Source organism: Roseateles sp. P5_D6, from assembly GCF_054049415.1.
Map to the genome: position 1 here is coordinate 54,416 of NZ_JBFUMK010000014.1, position 21,807 is coordinate 76,222.

Here is a 21,807-nt window from a genome sequence, read left to right on the forward strand (position 1 = left end):
CTGCTCAGGTCGACCGAGCGGCCGCCCGGGAGCGCAGCAGGGCCATCAACTGGCGCTCGGCGGCGCTCAGGCCGGACCGGGCCGAAGGCGCCGCCGCCCACGGCTGGGCGCGCAGCGCGGCGCGGGCCGCCTCATCGCTCAGCGCGTCGCCCAGGGCCAGCACGCGGGGGTGGATGTAAGCCTTGCGGCAAACCGCTGGGGTGTTGCCCAGGCGCTTGGCCACGGCGGCCAGCAGTTGCTGCGGCCGGCAGGGCTCGGCGCCCTCGGCACAGGCCTGCAGCGTCAACTGCAGGGCCAGCACGCTGCCATGCCAGGTGCGAAAGTCCTTGGCCGTCACGCGTCGGCCGGCGGCCTCGGCCAGCCAGGTATTGACGTCCGCGGAGTCGACGGCATGGGTCTGGCCGCCCTCGTCGAGATAGCGGAACAGCTCCTGGCCGGGCAGCTCGCGGCAGCGACGCACGATGCGGGCGACACGGCGGTCGCTCACGCTGACCGAGTGGCGCACGCCGCTTTTGCCGACAAAGGACAGCCGGATGGCGTCACCCTGCACGCCGGCATGGCGGTTGCGCAGCGTCGACAGGCCGTAGGAGCCGTTCTCGCGCGCATAGGCACTGTTGCCGATGCGCAGCCAGGTGGTGTCCAGCAGGCGCACCAAAGTGGCCAGCACGCGCTCGCGGGTGGGCTCGCCCTGCCCCGCCAGCGCGCGCTGCACGCGTCGGCGCAGCCGTGGCAGCACGGCGCCAAAGCGCAGCAGGCCGTCGAACTTGGTCTGGCCGCGGCCGGCCATCCAGTCGGCGTGATAACGATATTGCTTGCGCCCGCGCGCATCGCGGCCGGTGGCCTGCAGATGGCTGTCGGCATGCGGGCTGATCCAGACCTGCTGCCAGGCCGGTGGAATGGCCAGCTTGCGGATGCGCGCGAGCGTGGCGTCGTCACGGACACGCCGGCCGCGGGCGTCCCGGTATTGGAAGCCGCCGGAAGTCACCGGCTCGCGGCGGATGCCGGGACCCGTATCGCTGAGCCAGCGCAGGCCGGCCTGGCGCGCCTGGCGAACCTCCGGGGCCCGGGATGACGGCGGGTTGGGCATGCCGTGCCCAGGCAGGCGACGTGCCAGGCATGCCGATTGCCTCCGCGCCGCAATGCATGCGAACCACGCCGTGCCCGAGCAGCAGGTCCAGGAGACGCGTCCTGGTGCGGGCCCCCATCTGCTGGATGTATCGATGTTCTGGGGCGCCACGGGCGGCGTGCGGCGCGTATTGACGGCCAAGCATGAGCGGTTGCGCCCGCTGGGCTGGCGGCACACGGTCATCGCGCCCGGCGCCCAGGGCCCCGGCATGGTGGACTGCGGCGGCATGCCCCTGCCCCGCAGCGGCGGCTACCGCATGGTGCTGGGCCGGGGCCGTGCGCTGCGGCAGATCGAATTCGTCGCGCCCGACATCGTCGAATCCGCCGACCCCTATGTACTGGCCTGGGCGTCGCTGGCCGCGGCGGAGCAGTTGCGCATCCCGGCCGTGGCCTTCTGCCACAGCAACCTGCCCCAGCTGGCGGCGCGCCTGGCGGGCGGCCCCGAAGGCACGCGCCTGGGGCGCGGCGCCGAGCGCTGGGCCCGGCGCTATCTGGTCAACCTCTACCGCCATTTCGATCTCGTCATGGCCCCCAGCAGCGGCATGGTGCAGCTGCTGCAGTCCTGGGGCGTGCCGCGCGTGACGCTGCAGCCCCTGGGCGTGGACTGCTCGGCCTTCACGCCCTGCGCGCGCGACGCCGCCTGGCGGGTGCAGTTTTGCAGCGACCACGGCCTGGCGCCGGATACGCGCCTGTTCATCTACACCGGCCGCTTCGCATTGGAGAAGAACCTGCAGCTGCTGGCCGATGCGGTCGCCCTGCTGGGCCGCGGCCATGTGCTGCTGGCCGTGGGCGACGGGCCGGCGCCGCCGCTTGGCGAACAGGTGCTGGTGCTGCCGCCGGAACACGACAGCCGGCAACTGGCCCGCATGGTGGCCAGCTGCGATGCTTACGTGCACGCCGGCGACCAGGAGACCTTCGGCCTGGGTGTGCTCGAGGCCATGGCCTGCGGCACGCCGGTGGTGGTCGCCAGTGCCGGCGGCCTGGCCGAACTGGCGCGCGACGCGGGACTGCTGGTGGACCGGCCGCGGGCCGGCTCCTGGGCCGAAGCGATGGACGCCAGCCTGGACGGCAACCAGGCGGTTCAGCGCCGCAACGCCCTGGCGCGCGCCCAAGCGCAGGACTGGCCGCACGTGATGGCGCAGATGACGCGGCGCTACACCGCCCTGCTCGGCCGCCAGCCCACACTGGTTGCGCCGGCCCGCAACCCGGCTCTGCCGCTGGCCAATCGGCTGGCACGCCAGCGTTGACGGCGCCGACCCGAGCGGCCGGCGCCGTGTGCGTCGTGCTGCACGACGTGTCACCGGCGCGCTGGGACGGCTGCCTGCGCGTGCTGGCTGAACTGCGCCGTTGTGCCAGCCATGCCGGCGTGCGGCTGCCGCTGTCCCTGCTCGTGGTGCCTCGCATGCACGGTGATGCGGAGGCACCGCCGCGCTATCTGCGCTGGTTGCGCGGCATGGCCGGCGCCGGCCATGAACTGCTGCTGCACGGCCTCACCCACAGCGACGAAGGCCCGCCGCTGCGCGGCCTGGGCGACTATCTGCTACGCCGCCACTACACGGCGGGCGAGGGCGAGTTTGCCGCCCTGTCCCACGCGCAGGCCATGCAACGGCTGCGCGAGGGCCGTACCTGGGCCGGCGACCACGGTCTGCCCATGGACGGCTTCGTCGCGCCGGCCTGGCTGCTCGCCCCACCTGCGCTGCAAGCCGTTGCCGACGCAGGCTTTCGCCACACCTGCACGCTGACCGAGGTCATCGCCCTGCCACACCGGCATGTGCTGCCGGCGCCCAGCCTGGTGTTCAGCACACGCACGGCCTGGCGCCGCGGGCTGTCATTGGCCTGGAACAGCCTGCAGGCGCGCCGCGCCCGCGAGGCGCCGCTGCTGCGCCTGGAGCTGCATCCGGGCGACGCGGATCACCGCGCCGTGGTGCGCTGCTGGACGCGGCTGCTCGACGAGGCCCTGCGCACGCGCACGCCGCTGCGCCTGGCCGAGGCGGCGCAGATGGCGCGGGTGCTAGCGGGGCATCAGCGGGAGCTGCTGCGCGAGCTCAATAGGTGCCACAGCGCAAACACCAGTGTGCCGACCGCCGCCGCAACGAGGGCGGAGCGCACCGGCTCGTCGCGCACATAGCCCACGGTCCGCTCGCGGACCTGCGAGACGCCGGAGCGCATGTTGCGCAGTACCGGCGCCATGGCGTCGCGCGCTTCGCTCACGCCGTCGGCCAGATGGTCCAGGCCGCGCCGCGCGGCGTTCTGCGCCTTCTGCAGGCCATGCCGCGAAGCATCGGCCGCATCGTCAACCCAATCTGCGTGACCCATGGTGCTTCCTTCATCAGAGTGTCGGAATGCAGTTGGGGCAATCCGCGCGCCGTGCCCGCGCTCAGTCGCGCTGCGGGGGGCCGCCGAGATCCGCAGCCGCGCTGCCTTCGGCTGCATATTCCTTCAGCCGGTTGTACAGCGTCTTCAGGCTGATCCCCAGCACCGCAGCTGTGCGTTCCTTGTGGTGGTTGAAGTGGCGCAGCGTGGCCAGCATCAGCGCGCGTTCGGCCTGCGCCACGCTGGAGCCGATGGGCAGGGTGATGAAGGGCATGTCGGCATCGGCGTTCAGCATCTCGGGCAGCCGCGCTGGCGACGGCGGGATACCGACCGGCGGCGCCACTGGCAGGTCTTGCGGCCCCTGGCCTCCCCAAGTCGAAGTGACTCCCGTCTCTTCGCTGCCGGGCAGCCAGGTCTCATCGATCAGCTCGCCCTGGGCCATCACATAAGCGCGCTGCACGACATTGCGCAGCTCGCGCACATTGCCCGGCCAGGGGTAACCCACCAAGGTCGCCAGCGCCTCGGGCGAGAAGCGGCGCACCGTGCCCTCCTGCTCACTGATGGCGGCCAGGAAATGGTTGGCCAGCAGCGGGATGTCGGCGATGCGGTCCCGCAGCGGCGGCAGCGCGATCGGGAAGATGTTCAGGCGGTAGAGCAGGTCTTCGCGCAACTTGCCCGAGGCCACCGCCTGGTAGGGCAGGCGGTTGGTGGCCGCGACGATGCGCACGTCGGTCTCCTGGCTGGTGGTGCTGCCCACGCGCATGAAGCGCCCGGTCTCCAGCACGCGCAGCAGCTTGACCTGCAGCTCCAGCGGCATCTCGGTGATCTCGTCCAGGAAGAGAGTGCCACCGCTGGCGCGCTCGAAGAAGCCCTGGTGCTGGCGCTCGGCACCGGTGAAGCTGCCCTTCTCGTGGCCGAAGATCTCGCTCTCGATCAGGTTGGGGCTGATGGCCCCGCAGTTCACGGCCAGGAAGGGGCGCTTGCGACGGCGGCTGAGGTCGTGCACGGTTTGCGCCACCACCTCCTTGCCGGTACCCGACTCGCCCGTGATGAAGACCGACACGCTGGTACCCGCCACGCGCGAGATCTGCTCGTAGATGCGCTTCATCGGCGCGCTGCGGCCCCAGAGATGGCCGAAATGACCGGACTCGTCCAGATTGGCAGTCAGATCCTCCACCTCGGCCTGCAGGGTCGCCGGCTTCATGATGCGCGACAGCACCCCTTGCAACTGCTTGAGGTTGACGGGCTTGACGAGATAGTCGGCCGCCCCCAGGCGCAGCGCCTGGATGGAGGTCTCCAGATTGGCGTGGCCAGTGCAAAGCACGACCTCCGAATTGGCCACCAGCTTGGGGTCGGCCAGCAGGTCCATGCCATTGCCGTCGGGCAGGCGCAGGTCCAACAGCAGGATGTCGGGCTGCTGCAGCGAGAGCTGCTTGCGCGCATCGCGCAAGTTGTGAGCGACCGCCACGGTGAACTGCTCGCCCGCGATCAACTCGCGCAGGGAGGCGGCTGAATCGTGGTCATCGTCCACTACCAGGGCATGCGGCATCGTTTCCTTCCAGCTTTGTTACGGTGACCCAGGCGCTACGGGAGCAGTCATTTTCAACACATTCCACCCCCGTCAGAAAAACTTTGCCCGGCCGGGGCGTGTATCCACCAGTAATCCCCGTCAGGCATGCCAGCTGCCCTCAGCTGGCCGCCCACCGTAACGTTATGCCCGCCCATGAGCAACCCCTTGTTACAAGACGCTGATTGCCATGATCCCGCCGGTCTCTCGTTGACGCGGTTGCTGGACGCGCTGGCACTGGGTGCCGTGCTCGTGCTGGCCTGGCGAGCCTGCCATGGCCACCACCACCGCCGTCGCAGGGCCCATTCGGCGCGAGCACCGGTCGCCGTGCAAACCTGGGAAGGCGAAGGCGGTCGCCCGACGCCCACCGACGCCTGAGGTCGTGCCGCCAGCATTGCTGCAACTTCTACCGGTTGCTCCGCCCCCTGCAGCCGCTTGACCTCACCGGCTTCTGCAAGCTGGGCCTGGGCGGGCACACCGCCTGCCCTGCAAGCTCAACATTGGTGCATTGGCGGGCCTCATGAAGCAATCTCGCGGCTGGCACCTCGGCGGCTGGGCTTGGGCCCTCGCGGTGGTGTTCTCCCTGGCGGGCACGGTGGCCTGCGGCACCTTGCTGGAACAGGAACGTCAGGTGCAGCCAGCGTCGGCGCGCCTGACCGCAGACCGCGTCACCCTGCAGGGCCGTGACGGCCCCGTCTCCGATGCCGTCGAGGCCAGGGACCTGGCCCGGGTGCGCGACGAGGGCAATGGCGCGCTGCTGGAACGCCATCTCGGCGCGCTGGCAGCCAGGGGCGACACCCAGCTGCTGCGCGGCAACACGGCCAAGCTGCTGGTCGACGGCCCCGCCACCTTTGCAGCGATGAAGGCGGCCATCGCCGCCGCCCGCCACCGCCTGCTGGTGGAGTTCTACATCATCGAGGACGAGGGCGTGGCCGCCGAGATCGGTGAGCTGCTGCTGCGCAAGGCCGCCGAGGGCGTCAGCGTGGCACTGATGTACGACAGCCTGGGCTCGATGGGCACGGACGGCGCCTTCTTCGACCGCCTGCGCAAGGGCGGCGTCGCAGTGTGCGCCTTCAACCCGATCAATCCGCTGGAGCGACCGGGCCACTGGGGCGTGCTGCAGCGCAACCACCGCAAGATGCTGGCCGCCGACAGCGACGTGGCCTTCACCGGCGGCATCAACCTCAGCAACGTCTACGCCGAAGGCTCCTTCAGCAGCGCCCGGCGCAGGGGCCCCGCCCGGCCGCCCGAAGGGGCTCCGCTCCCGCCTGGCGGGACAGCGCGCAGCGCGAAGGGTGCGCCAATACAGCCGCCGGCCGACGCCGACAAGCAGGGCTGGCGCGACACCCAGGTGGAGCTGCGCGGCCCCGTGGTGTCGGCCCTGGCCGTGCTGTTCCGCGAATCCTGGGCCCTGCAGGGTTGCCCCGGCGAACTGGCGCCCGCCCCGCCGCCCCGCGTGGCCACACCCGGGCAGCGCGTCGTCAAGCTGGTGGCGGGCGATCCGGCGAACGGCATCAACCCAAGCTACACGGCGCTGCTGCACGCCATCGATGCCTCGCAGCGCAGCGTGCAGCTGACCATGGCCTATTTCGCACCCGGGCCCGAGCTCATCCGGGCCCTGTGCGACGCGGCCCGCCGCGGCGTGGCTGTCTCCCTCGTGTTGCCGGGCCGCAGCGACGTCGCCATGGTGCTGCACGCCGCGCGTTCGCGCTATGCCCAGCTACTGGAAGCCGGCGTGCAGATCCACGAAATGACGGAGTCCGTCATGCACGCCAAGACGGCCGTCGTGGACGGCGTCTATTCCAGCGTCGGCTCCAGCAACCTCGACTGGCGCAGCATCGTCGGCAACAACGAGGTCGACGTCATCGTCCTCGGCGACGACTTCGGCCAGCAGATGCAGGCGCTGTTCGCCCGCGACCTGCAGGTATCTCAGCACATCGACGCGACGCAATGGGCCAAGCGCGGCCTGGGCCAGCGCCTGCTGCAGGGCTTTGCCCGCCTGGTGGAGCCATTGCTTTGAGCTGGCATCCCGTTTGCCACAGACCGGCGGGTTTATTCAGCAACTCGGAGTTCTGCGATGACGATTGACCTCATGGGCACTTCCTCCATGACCGAAGCCACCGCCATGGGCGCGGCCGGGCGCTTCCTGAACGACATGCGCCTGGAGCGCGCACGCCGGCCGGGCGGTAGCAGCACGGGCCGGCTGATGCGGCGCAGCCGCACACGCACCGCCGGCATACGCTTTGAATGGGTGACACGCACGATCGGACCGGTGCTGCGCGTCGTGGCCACCTGGACCGACCAGCATGGTCAGCCTCACCACACCTCGTTCTCGGTGCAATGCAATGGTCTGGAAGGGGCGTTGGATCGTGCCATCGCGGCACGCACGTCCTGCGGTGCGCCGCCGCCGGATCGTGATGATCTGCTGCAGCGCCTGCAGCAGGAATTCGCCACTGCGCCGCTTGCCGCGGAGCAGCTGGCTGGCATGGCGCCAGGGCGGACCTTGCTGACCGCTCAGCTCAACTTGGCCAGCATGGAGGCCTCGGTGGCCTCGTCCCAAGCCAACGGATAAAGGCAACGGGCCTGGGTCAGCAGCTCGGGCCGGCCGCCCCACAGGGCGATCTGCTCGCGCACGGTCGCCAGATCGATGCTCATCAGCACAGCCGGCGCGTTCACGCGCGGGTTGTGCCGGGCCGCCGTGTAGGGCAGCAGGCCCAGCCAGCGACGGTAGAAGGCGACGTGGCGCGGGTTGACCTCGATGATGAGGCGATCGCAACGCGCGCGACGATGGGCGTGCAGATAGCCGAGGTGAAACACCTGGGCCAGCACCCGCTTGGGCTCGAAGGCATGTTTGTCCACAGCCAGCCGGCCGAATTCGCAGAGCTTGACGCCGGCGGAACGCCATTCGGCCAGCTCGGATTCGAAGAGCAGGTCGGCGTGCAGGCCGCCGGCACCGTCAAAACGCACCGACAGCGTGCCGATGATGTTGTCGCCGTTGCGCGCCGTGCAGATGATGTCGCCATCTTCCTTGCGGCTGGTGTAGGTCTCCCGCTTCACCGCCAGGCCGCGATCGCCATAGCGTCGCTCGACGAGCTCGTAGGCGTCACCCTCCAACGCTCCGAAATCGCTGTTGAGCTCCAGCGGCGGTCCGCCGAAGGGATTCAGCGGCGTGCGGCGGCTTTCTTCGAACATGGGCGTCATCGACTACATCCTTGGTGCCCAACGCACCGAGCGGCGGAGTCTAGGGATTGAAATGACGCATTTCATTGAAGCTCACAGACCGATACATCTAAATCGGGGGGATCAGGGATTTCCCTGTCGCCGAGAAATGCGACAACGACCGCGCCCTGGTATTCGGGGACCACGGCAAGAAAGAAGGCCACGCGCGGCGTGGCCTCGGGAGCGAAGGCGCTGCGGGATCAGACCACGTACTTGCCCACCAGGCGGTTCATGTTGGTCAACGACAGGCGGTGCATCTCGATCATCGCGATGAGGCCGTTGCGATGCAGCTGTAGCACCTTGTCGTCGGCCAGCTCGGCGTACTTCTTCTCGTCCAGGGCCATGAAACCCTCGACGTCGAGCTTTTCTTCGTTGGGCAAGGTCGCCTCGAAGCGCATGTCCTGCAGCAGGTCCATCTCGACGAGCAGGTTGCAGATCAGGCGGGTGCGCTCGGCTTCCTGCTCGAAGTTTTCCAGGAAGGCCTTGGCGTTCAGCAGGAACTCGGTCGGCTGGCCGTCCTTGAACAGGGCCTCGCCGGTCGTCTCGTTGAAGGCCGGCCACTTCATGTCGTAGCAGACGGCCATGCTGTTCGAGCTTTCGTCCATGCGGGCCATCACGAAGGGATAACGGCGCACATAGGCGGGCACGTAGCCACCGGTCCACTTGTCGCCCTCGACGAAGAGGTTGGAGCCCGCGCGCAGGCCCAGCACGGCCAGAGGCGCGACGGGCTGCTTGCCATCCGGGCCGGGGCTGCCGGCGCGCACGAAGACGATCGGGTATTCCTTGCAGGCGTCGGCAAACTCGACGGCGGCGAGGAAGACCGAGTTCTGATCGGCCACGCGGCTCACGACGGACTGGTCGGTGTCCAGCTTCAGGTTCTTGTGGACGTCACGATCCAGCGGCTGCATTTCGCCGTACATCGGGGGGTTGCTCATGTTTCTCTCTCTCCAGTTTCCTCGGCCAGACGACTGACCAGCACTTTGTCTACACGCTTGCCATCGAGGTCCACGACCTCGAATCTCCACGCGTCCCACTCCACGACATCGGTCGTGCGCGGCAAGCGCCCCAGCAACAGCATGATCATGCCGGCCAGGGTGTTGTAGCGCCCACGGTCCTCTTCGGGCAGTTCCTTCAGCTCCAGGCGGTCCTTCAGCTCGGGCACCGGGATCAGGCCGTCGATCAGCCAGCTCCCGTCCTCGCGCTGCACCGCCCAGGCGTCGCCATCGCTCGGGGCATTGAACTCCCCGGCAATGGCTTCCAGCACGTCACGCACGGCGATCACGCCCTGCACCTCGCCGTACTCATCGACGACGAAGACCAGGGGCGCGTCCGACACGCGGAAATGTTCCAGCAGCTCCATGCCCGACAACGTCTCGGGCACGAACAGCGGCGGCTCCAGGCCCGCCATCAGGTCCAGCGGCAAGCCCTCCAGCATGCCGGCCAGCAGCGCCGGCGCATTGGCCACGCCCAGCACCTCGCCCAGGCCGCCGCGGCAGACCGGATAGCGGTTGAAGCCATGCTCGCGCAAGACGGCCAGCACCTCGGCCGGCGTCGCATCAACCTCCAGCCAGGCAATCTCGGCCCGCGGAATCATCATGGAGCCGACCTGGCGCTCGTCCAGGCGGAACACGTTGCGCACCATCTGGTGCTCATGCTCCTCGATGACACCGGCGTCGCGGCCTTCTTCCAGGCTGGCGGCGATCTCCTCTTCCGTCACACCGCGCTGGCCCTTGTTGCGCAAGCCCAGCAGGCCCAGCGTCGCCTCGGTCATGAAGCTCAGCGCCTTCACCAGCGGGCGCGCGGCCATGGAGATGAAGTTCATCGTCGGCGCGACGAGGCGGGCCACCGTCTCGGGGTAGATCTGGCCGATGCGCTTGGGCACCAGCTCGCCGAAGACGATGGTCAGCAGCGTGATGATGATGACGACCAGCGCCGTCGCGGCGATGTCGGTGGCATGCGGGTTCAAGCCGAAGCTCTCAGTCAGCCAGCGCGACAGCGGGCCGGAGAAGGCCGCATCGCCGACGATGCCGTTCAGCACGCCGATACCGGTGATGCCGATCTGCACCGTCGACAGGAATTTGGTCGGGTTGTCATGCAGGTCCATCGCGGCCTGCGCACCGCCCTCGCCACTCTCCACCATCACCTGCAACCGCGCCTTGCGGCTGGCGGTCAGCGCCATCTCCGACATCGCGAACAGGCCGTTGATCAGGATCAGAAAGAGAACGAGAGCGGTATCCATCGAAGGCGCCAGACCCCGGGGAAAACCCCAGGTGGCGCAAGGCAAAAACGAAGCCCGGGAGACTATCAGAAGGCCATGACCAAACCCACCGTGCGATCCCTCGCTTTGGGGTCTGCGCGGCAGAGGGCGTAGCTCGCGCCGGGGCGAGTTGCGGGGCCAGGCTAGGCGTCGGCGAGGCCGTGGGGCGAGCCCCACTACGAGCCGGCAACGATGCATGGCCCCGCAAATCGCCCCGGCCCTCCGGGTTGAGACTGGCAGGGGCGCATGTGTTGTTGCTCGTCGTTGCGGGTCAGCACCCGCGGCCTCCTCGCGCCTAACCTGCGTCCCTGCCAGTCTCAACGCGGGCCACGCCCTCTGCCGCGCAGAGCCCCAGGACCGGGACAATCCGCACATGAACTACCTGATCGGCGATCTCCAGGGCTGCTGCGACGCGCTGGAGCGCTTGCTGCAGCAGATCGATTTCTCCCCGTCACGCGACCGCCTCTGGCTGCTGGGTGACCTCGTCAACCGCGGCCCGGCCTCGCTGACGACGCTGCGCCGCCTGGCCGGCCTGGGCGAGACGGCGACCTGCCTGCTGGGCAACCATGACCTGCATCTGCTTGCCGCCCACCACGGCGTGCGCCGCCCGCACCGGGGCGACACGCTGGACGACATCCTGGCCGCGCCCGACCGCGAGGCGCTGATGGATTGGCTGCGCCAGCAGCGCATGGCCGTCTACGAGGCCGGCTGGCTGATGGTGCACGCCGGCGTCGTGCCGCAATGGAGCCGCGACGACACCCTGGCCCTGGCGGCCGACGTCGAGGCCGTGCTGCGCGGCCCTGCCCTGCCCGACTTCCTGCACGCCATGTACGGCAATGAGCCGGCGCGCTGGGACCCCGACCTCGCCGGCACCGCGCGGCTGCGCTTCACGGTCAACGCGCTGACAAGGCTGCGCTTTTGCAGCGCCGACGGCGAGATGGACTTCAAGACCAAGGACGGCGCCGGCGCGGCACCTGAAGGCTTCATGCCCTGGTTCGACGTGCCAGGCCGCAGGACCGCCGACACGCCCATCGCATTCGGCCATTGGTCGACGCTGGGGCTGCTGGACCAGCCGCACCTGCTTGGCCTGGACACGGGCTGCGTCTGGGGTGGCAAGCTGACGGCGGCGCGGGTGGACGGCCTGCAGCGCGAGATCGTTCAGGTGGGCTGCGAGCAGGCGCAGCAGCCGGGCGGCTGAGCCAAGGCACCGTAGAATGCGCGTCCCGCTGGAAGCGTGGGAGAGTGGTTTAATCCAACGGTCTTGAAAACCGTCGAAGGTGTGAGCCTTCCGTGAGTTCGAATCTCACCGCTTCCGCCACAAGACACGGGCAAGACGCACTCGCGTGTGCCTGGGATCGACCACCCGATCCAGCTGACCGGATCAGGCTTCCGTCTGGCGCCGGACCTTCCCCTTCGCTCCGCGACGGTGCCGCGGATCGGTGAGCATACGCAGGAGGTGCTTTCCGAGATCGGGCTGTGACACTTGCTAGATGAACGTCGCCACGGCTGGAAGGCAGTGGTGGCCTCAGGCCGAAAGGAGTCCCCAGGGGGCCGTCGATCGGCCACTTTCGTTCCAGGAGCGTTCATTCGCATTCGCGCTCCAGACTGGTCATCGGAAGCCAATGCAAGAGGAGTGAGCACGCGATGCGGTGTCGGGCACCGACAGCGAGCATGGCTCTCGACCCCTAGGACCCGATTGGTTCACTCCATTGAAGCACCCGACGGCACCGTTGTCCTGGTTCGTCCTGCGTTGCGCGAGTGGCTTCGCCTTGGTCACCGTACCTTCGGGCCGCAGCACTTTTTAAACTTCTTTCCTGAACCGCATGGACATTGCTCGTTCCGTCCAATGCGTCCGCTCTTTGCGATGGCCTTCCGCAGCCGTGCTTCGCGCAGAGCTTCACCCCGCTCTTGGAGCGCAGGGAGTTCGAGGGCTGTGATGTCCGCCCGTCGCAAGAACTGCCATTCGGCATCGAGGAGTGCGCCCGAGTCATCGTAGGAGAGTTCAAGAAGCACTCGATCTGCCTCATCGTGCATGACCATGATCGCCTTCGCATGGTCTTGCATCTCGTTTACCGAGGGGCAAAGCCACCCGGGTTTCCACGCGAAAGTTGTCAGACGCACCTCTCCGAAAGTGGAGAAGGGGCGCGGCCGTGTCGCATCTGCCCGCCCGAGCTCTTGCGTCAGCGTGTCGAACATCCGATCGCGCCAGTCTCCGCTCACATCCAGCAGGTAGGCTGCTATGGCGGATCGACCGTCCTTGCCGCTCATTTGCAAGAACTCGAGCAACGCCGCCAAGCCCGCAGGCACCTTTTGATGGAGGGGTGACGGAAGTGTCGGATCCAGCAGGCGCGCGGTGAAAAACTTATCAATCTCTTGGCGGTATCCAAGGAACTGCAGATGAGCCTTCCCACCGCCACGAAGATCGGCTGCGTGCTTGGCGTAGTCGTTGTGCTTGAGGTACAGGCCCAGGTGATCTAGCTCGTCGTCGAGCTGCAGGGTCTTCGACTTGAACGCTTCCCTGCGCATCTGAACGAAATGCAGGAACTCGAGTGGATTGGTAAAGATGTCTGCGTAAACGCGCAAATCGTCCAGAGACAGCGACCACACGGGCTCGGCTCCCACGTCGACTCCGAGGGACGACAGGTGCTGAACTTGGGCTGCAATCTCCGTGAATGGATCGAGCGTGACAGCACAGATCGTGACCTGACGATAGTCTCGGAGCCTTAGGCGGCCAGTTTCGTTTCCGACATTGTCCAGCAGGGGCACCTCATCGGCGGTCTGCAGGTATCGCAGAAACCGGTTGCCCTGCTTGGCAGGTGCGGACACGAGGTTCTTGATCGACTGCACGTGTGCGTCGACATCGGTGGCGGGCGACGTGTAGGTGAACGAGCCTGACTTCACCTCGACAATGAACAGGTGGCCGTCAATAGCAAGCACGCCGTCCGCTTCGCAGCGAACAGCCGCTGCTCCAGCCTCGGACAGCCAATAGTAAATCTCGTTGAAGTGCGTTGCTCCGGGCAGCAGCCGCTGCAGGTACGCGAACGGCAAAGTCTCAGTGATTGCTTTTCGGGAGCCGATCCAGGCTTGCTTTAGGCGTTGGTCCGCGGCAAAGACTCGTTTTTCGAGTTGTCGATAGAAGTGATCGAACAATCCGTGCAGATCAAAGCAGTAGTACCTTCCATCCATCTTGATGAAGGGGCGCCTGAAAATTGGCCAGACGCGCAGCGGCCACCCCTTGAAGGCGCCCTCGGCGAAGAACTCGCTATCCTGGCCCGGCGCCCAGGAGAAGTCCTCTAGAAACGCAGGCGTCAAGTTCGTCACCTTCTGCAGGTCGAAGAGGTCATACAGGAGAAAGAGACCGAATGCGCGGCCCTGTTCCACCTCGAGCCCGTGACGGACGATAGACGCGCGCAGCAGCTCTCCTGTGTCGCCATCCTTCGCAATGCCAGCCTTGATGTCTGCTTCCAGCGCCATGAGCGACTTCTCTCTGAACGTCTCCATGGCGCCAAAAGCATCGCCGATGCCCTTAGTCAATGCGTGCCATATCTTTGCAAGCTCATCGCACAGTTGCTCGCTGCTGAACCCATAGAGCTGTTGAATGGCACCGGTCTGTGGTGCAAGTAGTTCCCGCAGCGTTTGGACCTGATGGTTCTGATACTGCGCTCCGGTGACATTGCACCAGTGCAGTTGCATCCGAAAGTGGAACTCTTCAAAGTCGGCGTCGACAACTGCGCTGTCTTGACGATGCTTGGCGGTGGCACAGATGAAGTACCGCGCATTCAGTTTCCGAAAGATGGACTGAATCAGCCGCTGCAGCTTGCCCCAGTTTTCATCGGTCAGCTCGCTCGGCGAGTCCGCCGTGGGCGGCGTGGGCGGCGTGCCAGCAATCAAGCTCTGAACGTAGTCGAGCATGCGCGCAGCATGGGCGTGTTCGGGGCCAACCTCGACTTCACTCTCTACCAGCAAATGCGCGGCACTCCGCTCCCACCAAGCGCGGTGCAGAATTGCCAGTGGGTTCAGCGTCGCTACCAGAGCTGCGGCGTCGCCGACATCTTGGTCAATCTCCCGTACGACCTCGTCATAGCCAGCCACAAGGCGTGCCTGAACCTCATCGAACTCTCCCGGCAGCCAGTTTGTTTGCGAGACGACGTGGCGGCCAAACCGCATCATGCGAAGGGGACCTGAGTTGAAGACTTCGTCGGGTTGCTGGCCTGTGTTCCGATGGCCGGTCTTCTTATGTTTTTTTCGCTTCATTCGTCGATCGTGCCACATGCACCCCCGTCGCTTCAGGCGGGATTCACCAGGAGTCAATGTCGGCTGACGAGTGGCGATTGCTCGCCGTAGGACTGCTGCTCCGGGACAAGCCGGCCCTCCCACCCGCACTCAGGATCGCGCGCCCTCCTCCCGCAATTCCGCTTCAGCTGCCGCCGCGGCGCATTCCGGCAGGCTCTCCGGCACGACGCCCGCTGGCCCCGACTCCGGTGCCGGCAGCAGCAAGGTGAAGCTGGTCCCCTGACCCAGCGCGCTCTGGACCTCCAGCGTCCCGCGCATCGCCGCCACGAACTCCTTGCAGATCAGCAGCCCGATGCCGTGGCCGGCCACATCGGAGGTCTCGGCCCCCAGCCGTTCGAAGGGCTGGAACAGGCGCGCCAGCTGCTCGGCGCTCAGGCCCGGCCCGCTGTCCTGGATCAGCAGGCGTGACACCGACCCTCGGCTCACGCTCAGCCGGATCCAGCCCCCCTCACGGTTGTACTTGATGGCATTGGTCAGCAGGTTCACCACCACCTGGCAGACGGCCCGGTGGTCACCCAGGGTCGGCACCGGCTGCGGGGCATCGAAGACGATGTCGATGGCGCGCGCCTGGGCGTCGCGCTCCACGATCTGCACGGCATCACGCACCACGGCAACAAGGTCCAGCGGCCGGCTCGCCAGCACCGCGCTGACCGCCCCCGCGCGCCCGAGCTCCATCAGCATGTCCAGTACGTCCACCATATGCCAACCGGTCTTGGCGATCTGGGCCACCCATTGCTCCACGGCGCTGTTGCCCGTGGGCCCGGCCCGCATCTGGATCAACTGGGTCAGGCCGACGATGGCGTTCAGGGGTGTCCTGAGCTCATGGCTCACCTTGGAGACCAGCAGTGACTTGGCCTGGCTGCTGGCTTCGGCTTGCTCCTTGGCCAGACGCAGGGCTTCGTCGCGACGCCAGACCTGCACCTTGGCCTCCAGGCTCTGGGTCACGTCGCGCGTCGACCCGCGAAAGCCGAGCAAGTGGCCGTCGGCATGGCGCATGGGCACGGCGCTGCGCGACACATAGCGCAATCGTCCCTGCGCGTATTCCGCGACCAGCAGACGGACAAAGGCCTCGCCCTGGCGCAGCACCGAGTGAAAGTCGCGCAAGGGCGCCTCGGGCTCACCCAGCCAGTTGACGACCAGGCCCGACGGGATCAACTCACCGACGGCCGGCGCCTGGATCAGGGCGGCCAGATCGCCAGCCACCGCCCCCTGCACCCAGCTGTAGCGCAGCTCCGCATCGGTCTCCCAGCTCCAGTCGCCCGAGGCGCGGGCCACGTCCTGCAGGCGCTGCGTCTGGCGCGTCGCCTCCTGCATGCGAGCCTGCAGCAGGCAGCGCTCGCCCAGCGACTCCGCGATGGCGCGCAACTGGGCACAGTCCACCCACCCCGCGCCCTCATGGCCCAGGTTCACCAGCGCCATCCAGGCGCCGGGCAGTGCCGGGTCGTCGGGCCATTCCAGCAGCGACAGGTCGAGCAGGCCAAAGCGGCGTTTCAAGGCAAACATCTCCTGGCAGACCTGATGGCCCCAGCTCTTGCGCAGCTCGATGCCCGCACGTTTACCGGGCTTGACGGCCGCCCCCATCATGGCCAGCGCCTCGACCAGCCCCTGGGCCGATACCGGCAACAGGCCGGCCACGACCGTGACCCCATCGGTGCGGGTGCACATGAGGGCCGCGGCCGCACCCGCGGCCTGCCGGGCCCGCTCGACCATCGCCCAGGTGGAGCCGGCCGGCTCGGCGGCCCCGCTCTCCACACTCGGGTGGATCTGCGACCGCAGCCTCTCGTCAGCTTCGACTTTGATGCACATCGCTGTTTCCTCATGCTGGGGTCTGCAAGCCCCAGCCACTGCCCAATATTTGCCCCCTGTGTCTTGGATCTCGCCCGCCTATTTGATGAACCTCCCGTTGCGCGAAAACACGGCCAGGTCGATCTGCGCCGGGGCGCGTCGGGTCCTGCCGTAGAAGGCCCCCACAAAGCCGCCGAAATCGCGCGGCGGCAGGGTGTCCAGGGCCTCGGCCAGCCGGGCCGGATTCGGCTCGCGCGCACGGCGCAGCGCGTCGACCAGCAGGCTCGCACCCAGGTAGGCCTCCATGCTGGCGAACGAGGCTTCGATCCTGTGGCGGGTGCAGAAGGTCTGGAACTGGTGGCCGATCACCGAGGACGACGTCCACGGGAAGGGCACCACCTGGGTGACCGACAGGCCCACGGCCCGCGCGCCCAGCAGCTCCATCAGCGCATTGCCGCCGACCGTGGACAGCGTATAGAACAGGCCCGTGTAGCCAGCCTCGCGGACGGCATCGACAAAGCGGGCGCTGGCCACGTAGTCGGAGCCCAGCAGGATGGCCTGGGGGGCGCCGGCCAGCACCGAGGCGACGGCACCGGGCAGGCTGTAGCGGCTGCCCTCATGGTCCACGCTGCTGATCGAGGCCACCTGGTCGCCGCGCGCCTCGATGGACGCCAGCAGGGCGTCACGCAGCTCCCAGCCCTGCGAGTTGTACTCGGACAGCAGCGCGACGCGCCGGATGCCGACCTCGCGCGTGTGCCGCACGATGTACTCCACCTCGTCGACATGGCCGGCGCGCAGGTTGTAGATGTGGGGCAGCACCCCGGAGCGCAGCTCTTGCGAGCCGCTGAAGGCGGCCACATAGGGCAGGCCCTCCTGCGCCGCACCGCGCGCGCCGGCCCGATGGGCGCCCGCCCCGACAAAGCCGAACAGCGCGATGACCTGGTGCTGGGCGGCCAGCAGCTTGACGTTGACGGCGCTGCGTTCCGCGCGGTCCTCGTCGTCCAGGGTGATCAGCTCGATCGCCCGGCCCGCGATGCCACCGTGGGCGTTGGCGTCGGCAAACACCGCGCGCGCCGCGTCCCGCACCGCCAGGCCCACCTGGGCGAGCGGCCCGGTGATGGGCGCCGACTGGCCCAGCCGAATCGGCGGCAGCTCGCTCGCGCAGGCCCGGCGTGCCGGCAGCGAGAGCAGCGCGGCGGCCGGGAGGCCCAGGCAGAGATGGCGGCGGCGCATGGGGATCTCACCAGCGCAGGGAGGCCGTGTGCACGGGCGCATCCCACAGCGACTTCAATTCCTCGTCGAGCAGGGTGACGGTCAGGGAGGCGCCAGCCATTTCGAGCGAGGTGGTGTAGTTGCCGACCAGCGAGCGCACCGGCTTCAGGCCCTGGGCGAGCAGCCGCTCGGCCGCGCAGTGGTAGAGCAGGTAGAGCTCCATCAGCGGCGTGCCACCGAAGCCGTTGACGTGCAGCAGCACCTCGCGGCCGCGGGCGGGCTTGAGATCGGCCAGGATGGCGCCCAGCAGTTCGTCGACGATCAGGCCGGCCGGCTTGATCTTGTCGCGCCGCCGGCCCGGCTCACCGTGGATGCCGACACCAATCTCCATTTCGTCGTCGCCGATGTCGAAGGTGGCACGCCCGGCCGCGGGCACGGTGCAGCTGGTGAAGGCCACACCCATCGACGCCGTGGCGGCGTTGACGCGATCGCCGATGGCCTTGCATTCCTGCAGCGAGGCACCGGCCTCGGCCGCGGCGCCSACSATCTTCTCGACCAYCAGSGTGCCSGCCACGCCGCGCCGGCCGGTGGTGTRSKTGGAGTCCTCGAYCGCSACGTCGTCGTTGACSAGCACGGTGGCGTTCTCCAGGTCSAGCATCTCGCTGGCGATCTGGAAGTTCATCATGTCGCCGGCGTAGTTCTTGACGATGAAGAGCACGCCGCGCCCGGTGTGGACCGCGGCCGCCGCGGCCAGCATCTGGTCGGGCGTGGGCGAGGTGAAGACCTGGCCGGCACAGGCCGCGTCCAGCATGCCGAGCCCCACGAAGCCCGCGTGCAGGGGCTCGTGGCCTGAGCCCCCGCCCGACAGCAGGGCCACCTTCTTCTCGGCCCGCTGGGCGCGCGCGACAAAGGTGGGCTCGAACTCGACCCGCAACAGCTCCGGGTGGGCAGCGACCATGCCGCCGAGCGACTCGCGCATCACGGAGTCGATGTCGTTGATGAATTTCTTCATGATGTCTCCGGGGGTTGGCACTTCACTGAAGCACGGTGTCGCAGACGGCGCTGATCGCGACCTCGCAGGTCTTGCAGCCCGGGTCGATATGGCCCAGCGCCCGCTCGCCCAGGAAGGAGGCGCGGCCCTTGCTCGCGACCATGTCGCGGGTGGCCAGCATGTTGTGCGTCGCCTCGCTCTTCAGCTGGGCGCAGATCTCGGCCAGCGGCGTGTCCTCGTCGGTGAGCTTGAGCAGCAGCCGCGACACCGGGATCAGCACGTCGAGCATGGTCTTCTCGCCGACGTCGGCCTTGCCGCGCTGCTTGATCGCGTCGACCCCACTGGCGAAGGCGGTGGCGAACTGGCGGCGGTCCGGCGCGGCGACGCCTTCCAGCGACTGGCCCATGGCCATGAAGAAGCCCGAGATCAGGGGCCCCGAGGCACCGCCGATGGTGCCCAGCAGCTTCATGCCGATCTTGTGCAGGGCGGCCCCCGGCAGCAAATCCGTGAGGCCGGGGCTCATGGCCACCAGCACCTCGCAGCCCCGGCGCACGTTGATGAAGTGATCGCCGTCACCGATGGCGCGGTCGAGGGATTCGATCTGAGCTTCGTTTTCGAGAATGGCGCGCTGAACCGCTGTCAGCGCCTCTGTGATCATGAGGGTGTTCATGTTGTCTCCTTGTCTTTCGGATGGGGTGCCGGCTCAATGGATGGCACGGGGCTGCACATCGGGTGCCGTGAACTCGCGCCCCACTGCGGTTCTGGCAAACAGGTAATTGACGCGGGCCCGCTCGCTCAGGGCGTCCAGGTCGACATGGCCCGCGGCGTCGCAGGGAAAGACGAAGGCGTGCCCAGGGTTGAACAGCGAGCGGAAGTACAGCTGGTAGGACTCGTTCATGGTGGGTCTCCTTGAGCGAACAAGCGGCGGGCGATCAGCCCGCGAGGCGCCGGCCCGCGGCGTCAAAGAACATGCAGCGCTCGCCCGGGAAGGCCAGCTGCACGCGTGAGCCGGGCAGCACGGCGTGGTCGAGCAGGGCCCGCGCGCGGATCTCGACGCCGTCGCGCTCCGCCACCACCAGGTGCTTGACCAGCGAGCACTCGATGACGTCGAAAGCCTGCTCGCCGTCGGCGACGGACATCTGCACGTCTTCCGGGCGTATCGCCACATGGGCGGCGCGCGGGTCGGGGCGGCCGGCGAACCAGGCCACCGGCAGCACATTGACCGCGGGCGAACCCAGGCGCTGGGCGATCTCTATCGAGTCGGGCTGGTCGTAGATCTGCGCGGGCGTGCCCACCTGCTCGATGCGGCCCCGCTCCAGGATGGCGATGCGGTCGGCCAGGGTGGTGGCCTCGACCTGGTCATGCGTGACGTAGACCACCGTGGCGCCGCTGGCCCGCTGCAGGCGCTTGAGCTCGACACGCAGTTCCTCGCGCAGGCCGGCGTCCAGCGAGGAGAGCGGTTCGTCCATCAGGTAGACGCGCGGCTCGCGCACCAGCGCCCGCCCGATCGCCACCCGCTGCATCTCGCCGCCGGACAGGGCGGTGGACTTGCGCTGCAGCTTGCCTTCGATGTGCAGCACCGCGGCCACCCTCTCGATGCGGCGACGGATCTCGGCCTCGTCGATGCGGCGCATCGGCGCCCGCAAGGGGAAGGCCATGTTGTCGTAGACGCTCAGATGGGGATAGAGCGAATACTGCTGGAACACGAAGGCGCAGTCCCGCTGGGCCGGTGCCGAGCTGGTCATGTCGGCGCCGTTGAGCCGCACACGGCCGGCGTCGGGGGTCTCGAGGCCGGCAATCAGGCGCAGCGTGGTCGTCTTGCCCGCGCCGCTGGGGCCCAGCAGCACGAAGAACTCGCCGTTGGCGATGTCCAGGTCCAGGCGATCGACGGCGGTGACGTCGCCGAATCGCTTGGTGACGCTTTGAAGGGTGATGCTAGCCATGGCGCATGCTCGGTCGGTGGGCGATGGTGGTGGCGCTGGGCAGCAGCCGCTCGGTGTCGGCGTCGAAGAGGATGACCCGGTGGGCATCGAAGCCCACGCCGACGGACTCACCCACCTCGGGCCGCCTGGCCTTGTCGACAACGGCCTTCAGCGGGCCGGCGTCGGTGCGGACCTCGGCCACCCAGTGGGAGCCGAAGTACTCGACACCGGTGACCTCGCCGGCCAGGCCTTCGCCCGGCGTCAGCAGGCGCACATGCTCGGGGCGTATGCCCAGCAGCGCCCGCGCGGCGGGGGCCAGCACCTGGGGCACGTCGACCGTGCGGCCATCCAGGCGGACCTGGGTGCTGCCCATTTCGACGGCGCCGCTGAGGTCCAGCAGATTCATCGGCGGGCGGCCAATGAAGCGCGCCACGAAGACGCAGGACGGGAAGTTGTAGATGCCCTGCGGGTCGTCGGCCTGCAGGATCTCGCCCTTGTTCATCACGACGATGTGGTCGGCCAAGGCCATGGCCTCGTTCTGGTCGTGGGTGACGAAGACGGTGGTGGTGCGCAGGCGGTCGTGGAGCTTGCGCAGCTCCACGCACATCAGTTCGCGGAACTCGGCGTCCAGCGTGCCCAGGGGCTCGTCCATCAGGAAGGCCTTGGGCTGGCGCACGATGGCGCGGCCAAGCGCCACGCGCTGGCGGTCGCCGCCGGCCAGCCCACCCACGCGTGAGCCCAGCAGATGCTCGATGCGCAGGATGCCGGCCACCTCGCGCACGCGGCGATCGATCTCGGGGCGCGGGATGCCCTCGTTGCGCAGCGGGAACTCGAGGTTGTCGCGCACACCCATGTGCGGATAGAGAGCGAACAGCTGGAACACCATGGCGATGTCACGCTCGCGCGGCCGCCGGTAGGTGACGTCCACGCCGTCCAGCGTGATCTGGCCGCCCGTGGGGTATTCCAGGCCGGCGATCATGCGCAGGGTGGTGGTCTTGCCGCAGCCGGAGGGGCCCAGCAGCACGACGAACTTGCCGTCCTCGAGCACCAGGGAGGAGTCGTGCACCGCGGCGAAGTCGGCGAAGCGCTTTTGCAGGTGCTTGATCTGGATCTCAGCCATCGT

20 protein-coding genes and 1 tRNA gene are annotated in these 21,807 nt (G+C 68.0%); 7 read left to right on the forward strand and 14 right to left on the reverse strand.

Annotated elements, in window-relative coordinates; genetic code table 11:
• Positions 1-4 precede the first annotated feature (4 nt).
• On the reverse strand, positions 5-1,087 hold the full coding sequence (locus ACXJKM_RS19320) for a DNA topoisomerase IB (protein WP_457354429.1): 1,083 nt from the start codon (positions 1,085-1,087) through the stop codon (positions 5-7).
• Between the two features lie 52 nt (positions 1,088-1,139).
• Here ACXJKM_RS19320 and ACXJKM_RS19325 point away from each other — a divergent pair, with 52 nt between their 5' ends.
• Both ACXJKM_RS19325 and ACXJKM_RS19330 read left to right on the forward strand, forming a co-directional pair.
• A complete protein-coding gene (locus ACXJKM_RS19325) occupies positions 1,140-2,372 on the forward strand; it encodes a glycosyltransferase (RefSeq protein WP_457354431.1) in 1,233 nt (410 codons plus the stop codon).
• Positions 2,369-3,253 carry a DUF2334 domain-containing protein gene (locus ACXJKM_RS19330; RefSeq protein WP_457354432.1) on the forward strand — a complete coding sequence of 295 codons (885 nt, stop codon included), beginning with the start codon at positions 2,369-2,371 and terminating at the stop codon, positions 3,251-3,253. The genes ACXJKM_RS19325 and ACXJKM_RS19330 overlap by 4 nt, the downstream gene beginning before the upstream one ends.
• On the opposite strand, the gene ACXJKM_RS19335 is transcribed toward ACXJKM_RS19330, so the two are convergent.
• The gene (locus ACXJKM_RS19335) at positions 3,148-3,441 is read right to left on the reverse strand and encodes a hypothetical protein (RefSeq protein WP_157281686.1); all 294 of its coding nucleotides are present in this window, start codon (positions 3,439-3,441) and stop codon (positions 3,148-3,150) included. The two genes, ACXJKM_RS19330 and ACXJKM_RS19335, sit on opposite strands and share 106 nt — an antisense overlap.
• Before the next feature lie 61 nt (positions 3,442-3,502).
• Positions 3,503-4,987 (reverse strand): sigma-54-dependent transcriptional regulator, encoded by a 1,485-nt coding sequence (locus ACXJKM_RS19340; RefSeq protein WP_457354435.1) that lies wholly within the window; start codon positions 4,985-4,987, stop codon positions 3,503-3,505.
• Positions 4,988-5,161: 174 nt separating this feature from the next.
• Between ACXJKM_RS19340 and ACXJKM_RS19345 the strand changes: the two genes are divergently transcribed.
• The 3 genes from ACXJKM_RS19345 (at position 5,162) to ACXJKM_RS19355 (ending at position 7,577) form a co-directional block, all read left to right on the forward strand.
• Positions 5,162-5,383 carry a hypothetical protein gene (locus tag ACXJKM_RS19345; protein WP_157281688.1) on the forward strand — a complete coding sequence of 74 codons (222 nt, stop codon included), beginning with the start codon at positions 5,162-5,164 and terminating at the stop codon, positions 5,381-5,383.
• A 142-nt stretch (positions 5,384-5,525) separates the two neighbouring features.
• Positions 5,526-7,025, forward strand: coding sequence for a phospholipase D-like domain-containing protein (locus ACXJKM_RS19350; protein WP_457354437.1), 1,500 nt, complete (start codon positions 5,526-5,528; stop codon positions 7,023-7,025).
• A gap of 57 nt (positions 7,026-7,082) precedes the next feature.
• Positions 7,083-7,577 (forward strand): hypothetical protein, encoded by a 495-nt coding sequence (locus ACXJKM_RS19355; RefSeq protein ID WP_056198770.1) that lies wholly within the window; start codon positions 7,083-7,085, stop codon positions 7,575-7,577.
• Here the strand turns inward: ACXJKM_RS19355 and ACXJKM_RS19360 are convergent.
• The 3 genes from ACXJKM_RS19360 to ACXJKM_RS19370 all read right to left on the reverse strand — a co-directional run bounded on the left by ACXJKM_RS19360 (position 7,520) and on the right by ACXJKM_RS19370 (position 10,463).
• The gene (locus tag ACXJKM_RS19360; RefSeq protein ID WP_457354439.1) at positions 7,520-8,206 is read right to left on the reverse strand and encodes an N-acyl amino acid synthase FeeM domain-containing protein; all 687 of its coding nucleotides are present in this window, start codon (positions 8,204-8,206) and stop codon (positions 7,520-7,522) included. The two genes, ACXJKM_RS19355 and ACXJKM_RS19360, sit on opposite strands and share 58 nt — an antisense overlap.
• Before the next feature lie 218 nt (positions 8,207-8,424).
• A complete protein-coding gene (locus ACXJKM_RS19365) occupies positions 8,425-9,159 on the reverse strand; it encodes a SapC family protein (protein ID WP_457354441.1) in 735 nt (244 codons plus the stop codon).
• On the reverse strand, positions 9,156-10,463 hold the full coding sequence (locus ACXJKM_RS19370) for a hemolysin family protein (protein ID WP_056198781.1): 1,308 nt from the start codon (positions 10,461-10,463) through the stop codon (positions 9,156-9,158). Before ACXJKM_RS19370 ends, ACXJKM_RS19365 begins: the two co-directional genes overlap by 4 nt.
• Positions 10,464-10,854: 391 nt before the next feature.
• On the opposite strand from ACXJKM_RS19370, the gene ACXJKM_RS19375 reads away from it, so the two are divergent.
• Positions 10,855-11,679, forward strand: coding sequence for a symmetrical bis(5'-nucleosyl)-tetraphosphatase (locus ACXJKM_RS19375; RefSeq protein ID WP_457354443.1), 825 nt, complete (start codon positions 10,855-10,857; stop codon positions 11,677-11,679).
• A gap of 30 nt (positions 11,680-11,709) precedes the next feature.
• Positions 11,710-11,799 (forward strand) — tRNA-Ser (locus ACXJKM_RS19380).
• A 455-nt stretch (positions 11,800-12,254) separates the two neighbouring features.
• Here the strand turns inward: ACXJKM_RS19380 and ACXJKM_RS19385 are convergent.
• From ACXJKM_RS19385 to ACXJKM_RS19420, 8 genes are all read right to left on the reverse strand, one after another.
• Entirely contained in the window at positions 12,255-14,735 is a 2,481-nt protein-coding gene (locus ACXJKM_RS19385) for an SEC-C metal-binding domain-containing protein (protein WP_457354446.1), read from the reverse strand.
• Positions 14,736-14,864: 129 nt separating this feature from the next.
• On the reverse strand, positions 14,865-16,580 hold the full coding sequence (locus tag ACXJKM_RS19390) for a sensor histidine kinase (RefSeq protein WP_457354448.1): 1,716 nt from the start codon (positions 16,578-16,580) through the stop codon (positions 14,865-14,867).
• A gap of 78 nt (positions 16,581-16,658) precedes the next feature.
• The gene (locus tag ACXJKM_RS19395) at positions 16,659-17,792 is read right to left on the reverse strand and encodes an ABC transporter substrate-binding protein (RefSeq protein ID WP_457354450.1); all 1,134 of its coding nucleotides are present in this window, start codon (positions 17,790-17,792) and stop codon (positions 16,659-16,661) included.
• 7 nt (positions 17,793-17,799) lie between these two features.
• Positions 17,800-18,783: a dihydroxyacetone kinase subunit DhaK gene (gene dhaK, locus ACXJKM_RS19400; protein ID WP_457354452.1), complete on the reverse strand. Its 984-nt coding sequence runs from the start codon at positions 18,781-18,783 to the stop codon at positions 17,800-17,802.
• Positions 18,784-18,805: 22 nt separating this feature from the next.
• The gene (dhaL, locus tag ACXJKM_RS19405; protein ID WP_457354454.1) at positions 18,806-19,432 is read right to left on the reverse strand and encodes a dihydroxyacetone kinase subunit DhaL; all 627 of its coding nucleotides are present in this window, start codon (positions 19,430-19,432) and stop codon (positions 18,806-18,808) included.
• Positions 19,433-19,465: 33 nt separating this feature from the next.
• A complete protein-coding gene (locus tag ACXJKM_RS19410; protein WP_457322116.1) occupies positions 19,466-19,660 on the reverse strand; it encodes a hypothetical protein in 195 nt (64 codons plus the stop codon).
• A 34-nt stretch (positions 19,661-19,694) separates the two neighbouring features.
• Positions 19,695-20,705, reverse strand: coding sequence for an ABC transporter ATP-binding protein (locus tag ACXJKM_RS19415; protein ID WP_457354456.1), 1,011 nt, complete (start codon positions 20,703-20,705; stop codon positions 19,695-19,697).
• Positions 20,698-21,804, reverse strand: coding sequence for an ABC transporter ATP-binding protein (locus ACXJKM_RS19420; RefSeq protein ID WP_457354458.1), 1,107 nt, complete (start codon positions 21,802-21,804; stop codon positions 20,698-20,700). Before ACXJKM_RS19420 ends, ACXJKM_RS19415 begins: the two co-directional genes overlap by 8 nt.
• Positions 21,805-21,807: the final 3 nt, after the last annotated feature.